The sequence below is a fragment of the Cupriavidus sp. 01L46 genome (assembly GCF_056399905.1).
This window is the reverse complement of the sequence record NZ_JBFTSF010000405.1, coordinates 1-4,608: the sequence shown is the minus strand read 5'-3', so window position 1 is coordinate 4,608 and position 4,608 is coordinate 1. Positions and strand designations below refer to the sequence as shown.

Here is a 4,608-nt window from a genome sequence, read left to right as displayed (position 1 = left end):
GCTGAAGTACTCGCCGCACACACGGTATGCTTTCCGCCCGAGCAGGTGAGCACTGCTTGATTTCACAATCCGGAAACTACGCGCCCCGGAATCGAGTTTTTCGGCTGTTGGGCGCCCATTTCCAGCTTTCTTTGCCCGCTTACTGCAACTGCGGACGGATTTGTCCCAGCGAACGCATGCGCACGAGGTTGTAGGCGGCCATGCTCAGCACGAACATCTGGTCGACCCGCTTCAGTCCACGCACCATCACCTGGCGCATGCGCCCGACCGTCTTGACCCAGCCGAAGCCTTGCTCGATCAGCTTGCGCTTTTGCTGCGAGATCGCATATCCCTCGCTGCGGGCAATGGCATCAGGAACCGCCGAGCGCCGACCCGAGGTGTTTTGCGCGACATGCGGCGTCACTTTCATCTCCAGGCACGCCTCAATAAACTCCTGTGCGTCGTAGCCCTTGTCTGCACCCACTGTGATCTCGGTGTCCGGTTGTCCACCACCTGTCGGGCATCGTTAAGCATGACCTTGGCAGCCTCGCGCTCGGCGTGTCCGTCAGCGGTGCTCACCAGGGCGCTGACCACCAGGCCGTGGCGGTTATCACTCAATGTATGCCCCATGTAGCGCAGTTCGCTGCCAGTCTTGCCTTTGCGATAGAGCTTCGCATCGGGGTCGGTCTTGGACTGATGGGTGTCGTTGCTGCGCTTGTCCCCCCTGAAGTCGCCGCTATCGTCGTCGCGGTCGCTGCCATCCTTGCGAACGAAGCTCTTGTGGCCAGCCCACGCCTGAATCAGCGTGCCGTCCACGCTGAAGTGCTCGCCCGACAACCAGTTCTTCTTCTGCGCAAGGGCCAGCACCTCGTTGAAAAATCCAATCACCGCATCATGCTGGATCAGGCGCGCCCGGTTCTTGGTGAACACCGTGGGCACCCAGACTGCGTCGTCCATCGACAACCCGATGAACCAGCGAAACAGTAGGTTGTACTGGGTCTGCTCCATCAGTTGGCGCTCGGACCGGATGCTGTAGAGCACCTGCAGCAACATCGCTCTGAGCAGCTTCTCCGGCGCGATGCTCGGGCGACCGCCCTTGATGTCGGCCTCATACATCCCTGCGAACAGCCGATCCATCTTTGCCACGGCCTGATTTACCATGGTGCGGATCGGGCGCAGCGGGTGGGACTTGGGAACGAAATCATCCAGCCGTCGCATGGTGAACAGGCTTTCGGTAAAGGTGTCTGCGCCGCGCATGCGATGTGGGAGAGTGATTCTTGTCGGGTTCTCAGATCAACGTTTCGATATGTCATGTCCATACGCTGACTTGTGGTCGAGGTACTTCAGCAGCCTGTTAGGGCGCACGCAGCTCGTGATAAGCGCGTGTTCCAGTCCTCGACGGAACTGGAACGCGCGCGCGCAGGTCGCAGTGGCGCAGGAGCGGGCCAGCGAGGGTCGCGCGCTGGGCGAGGTCGACCACGAACACACGCTGCGCCAGAAGGCCGAGCAGGCGCGGCGCTAGACGCCGCCGAGGCCGAAGCCGAGGAACAGGCGCGGCTACAGGCGGAGGCAGGGCAGGCGTTCGAGCGAGTGCAGGCGGCAGAAGAAGGGTTGCGGGCGGAACTGGAAGCGGCCGTACGGCGGGCCGCGAAAGCCTCCACGACGTGCCGCCCGGTAGGTGCCAAGCGCCGGATGCCGGTGACGCGCACCAAGTTCAAGCCCGGGCCGACCTAAGAGAGGACGGCGGGGGTGTCGGCTGATTTATCCACCGCACGCGGGGACAAGCCTGTGGACAAGCCGCGCGGGGGCAGGTAGCAGGCGGCCTCTGCGGATTTGATTAAGGCTTAAGCAAAGAGGGCGAGCCACGCACTCCCGCCGGCGCGGTTTGCCATAACAGCCGCCCCCGGACAACCTTGAAGCCCAATGTTTTTCCAAGACGACTCGACGCGGCATCGGGCGTCGCCCCCAATCCATTCACCTACGCCATATCGATCGATATCGAGCGCGCGCAAGCGATAGCCTGGTCCGCATCCAGATAGCCCAGCACGGTCTGACCCTGACCGACCCGCAAGCCGCCGGCTGCGTTGCCGAGCCACCGCCACCGCCCTGCGCGGCACGCTAGCGCAACGTGCAGGGGCAGGGCTGGGACGGTCGCTGCGCCATGCCGGCGTGGCTGCAGTGGGCTGTCAACGCCGGGCAGACGGTGGAGCATTTCCGCGTCGGTGCCTGCGCTCGTCGTCTACCGATGCGAGGCCGTCCCCCGCGGTATTGCGCGCGGCGCTGCGCTTCCTCGACGCGCAATGCCACAGTGACCGAGGCCGACTACCTGGTGGCCAAGGATGACGCGGACCGCGCCGATACCGCCGCGCGTGCGGCCTTTCGGCTCACGCTCCAGCCCCTGGTCAATCAAATCTAAGGAGGGAGATCACGGGCACTGTCACGTTGGGGAGGTCGCGTAGGATGGCGCGATGAAGAAGAACTCGTTCTATCACGGTCACCGTTTTCCCGCCGTCGTCATCAGTTGTGCGGTGCGCCGGTATTTCCGTTTCCGCCTCAGCCTGCGCGACATCGAGGAATTGCTGTTCGAGCGCGCCGGAATCGTCAGCTACGAGACGATCCGCCGCTGGTGCGAAAACTTTGGCGCGGAGTTCGCGCATCGTGTGAAAGCCGCACGGTGCAAGCCAGGCAACACGTGACATCTCGACGAGATGTTCGTGGCGCTGCGCGGCGAGCCCTACCTGCTGTGGCGGGCGGTCGACGACCATGGCGCCGCCGAACTCGACATCCTGCCGCAGACGCGGCGCGACAAGGCCGCCGCCAAACGCTTCTTTCTGCGCGTGCCCGGAGCCGCGCAAGATCGTCACCGACCAGCTGCGCAGCTACCCGGCCGCAAGGGCCKACATTCCCGAATTGGCCAGCATCAGGCACATGTTCGTAAAGGCCTCCGTCCGCGTGAACAATCGCACCGAGAACAGCCACCAGCCGACCCGCGAACGCGAGCTGCGCATGCGTGGATTCCGCGATCCGAAGCGCATACAAAACTTCCTGTCCAGCTTCGAGCCGATCCGGCAGCACTTCGTGCTGAAACGGCATCTGCTACGCGCTTCGCTCTACCGCAAACACCTCGTTGCGCGATTCGCTACTTTGAATAAATTCACTGACGTGGCCAAGAATCCGTCAACCGTCTCCTGAGCAGTGGGCACGCTCCCCGCTGCCTTGTGTCGATATTGCCAAGTTGACAAAGCCTGGGAATCCGACGGGTAGAAAATTGCCGGTCTTACCTTATAGAAAGCGGATCGACGTATCGGCGAAGCCCTTCCAGCGCCGAATCTTGCCGTCGACGACCGTGAAGACGTGCACCCATTCGGTTTCAACCAACTTACCTTCAGGACGCGCGGTTCCCCGCAAGAAGCCGAGTACAACCACATGCTCGCCTGACTCTATAAACTCTCGCGGCTCGAAAATTTCTGTGTCGTCCGCCTGCGCGAGCTGTGCGAAGAAGCTGGCGACTTCGGCCTTGTTGGTGCGTTGCCCGGTGTAGGGAATCTGCGGTGGCCCTACCATTTTCCAGTCGACCTGGTCGGCCACCAGATCGAGGATGGAATTGACGTCGCCGCGGCCATACGCCTCATAGGCTGTTTTCACGACAGAAATCGGGGTTGTCATCATTGTCTCCGGTTGCACGCTCCGGCCCTGCGATCGCAGGGGCGGGTGTCTCCAACTTAGAGCGCAATGGTCCCCCATTCAAGGGCCATGGTGCCAGGTTTAACGTCTGGGCTTGACTGCGGGCGACTCGCAATGTGATCTACACCTACCGTTTCGTGAACGGTACGTCGCCGGCTGTGCTGGCCCAGCGCCAAAAACAATGCAAGGATGTCGCGAGGAATGGCTTCAATCGCGATGATGCCGCGCCGGGTGTTACCAAGAATGACGCTGGTGCTCCCAAGGGTGCATCCGTGGTGCCCATATTCGCCTTTTCGCAAAGGCTCAGGCGTTCTTAGCTTACGGCGCAAGCGAAGGTGGTGCACGGCTATTCGGCGATGCTCAAGATTAAGTTGGCATCGTCAACCGCATGGCGGTGCTTGCCCGCCCCCAGTCCGCCAAGCCTCGACAACCTCGTCGCAAGCCTCATCGACATGCGGCCTATAAATCTTGTTGATGCTTATCTCTGGTAGATTGACCGCCACCCATCACGCTGATGGTGGTAAAGAGCGCGAGGATGGAGCGGTTTGACGGGACTGGAAGATAAATGAGATTTCCAGCCCCGCATCAACTGCCGAAAAAGCCGTCAAATAATCAAGCCACGACCACGGTCGGGTCCCAGGTAACGTATCCGGCCAACACTTGGTTTTCGTTATCGTCATCTACAGTGAACAGTGCGGCACAAGCCCAGAAGTTCTGCGCCGTGCCTTTGCTGGCTACTAGGGTATCGCACCTGGAGAAGCTCTCCGGAACAAATTTGAAAGGATAGCCGTTAGGCGACGTCGGTTGAGCGGCCCCTTGAAGCGTGATGACGTTAACCACCGGGTTATTGAGAACCGAACCACCACCCGATAGGCTGTAGATAAAAGCCGCGCTGTCCGAGTTTCCGGACGTGCTGCTGCAGTAAAATGACAGAGTTGACAGAGT

At 61.1% G+C, this 4,608-nt stretch carries 2 protein-coding genes and 2 pseudogenes; 1 reads left to right on the top strand and 3 read right to left on the bottom strand.

The window, feature by feature from the left end; all coding sequences use genetic code 11:
- Window positions 1-139: 139 nt before the first annotated feature.
- A pseudogene (locus AC1DS3_RS35485) lies at window positions 140-1,236 on the bottom strand (IS5 family transposase).
- A 1,211-nt stretch (window positions 1,237-2,447) separates the two neighbouring features.
- On the opposite strand from AC1DS3_RS35485, the pseudogene AC1DS3_RS35480 reads away from it, so the two are divergent.
- A pseudogene (locus AC1DS3_RS35480) lies at window positions 2,448-3,171 on the top strand (IS6 family transposase).
- A 90-nt stretch (window positions 3,172-3,261) separates the two neighbouring features.
- Here AC1DS3_RS35480 and AC1DS3_RS35475 read toward each other — a convergent pair.
- Together AC1DS3_RS35475 and AC1DS3_RS35470 are read right to left on the bottom strand one after the other, a co-directional pair.
- Window positions 3,262-3,648 carry a nuclear transport factor 2 family protein gene (locus AC1DS3_RS35475; RefSeq protein WP_477129023.1) on the bottom strand — a complete coding sequence of 129 codons (387 nt, stop codon included), beginning with the start codon at window positions 3,646-3,648 and terminating at the stop codon, window positions 3,262-3,264.
- Between the two features lie 627 nt (window positions 3,649-4,275).
- Window positions 4,276-4,608, bottom strand: a 333-nt coding sequence (locus AC1DS3_RS35470) for an AidA/PixA family protein (protein ID WP_477129022.1), incomplete at its 5' end; no start/stop codon positions are given.

Excerpts from the sequence above, each read along its gene's own strand:
- AC1DS3_RS35475 (WP_477129023.1), bottom strand. The coding sequence starts at position 3,648 with ATGATGACAACCCCGATTTCTGTCGTGAAAACAGCCTATGAGGCGTAT.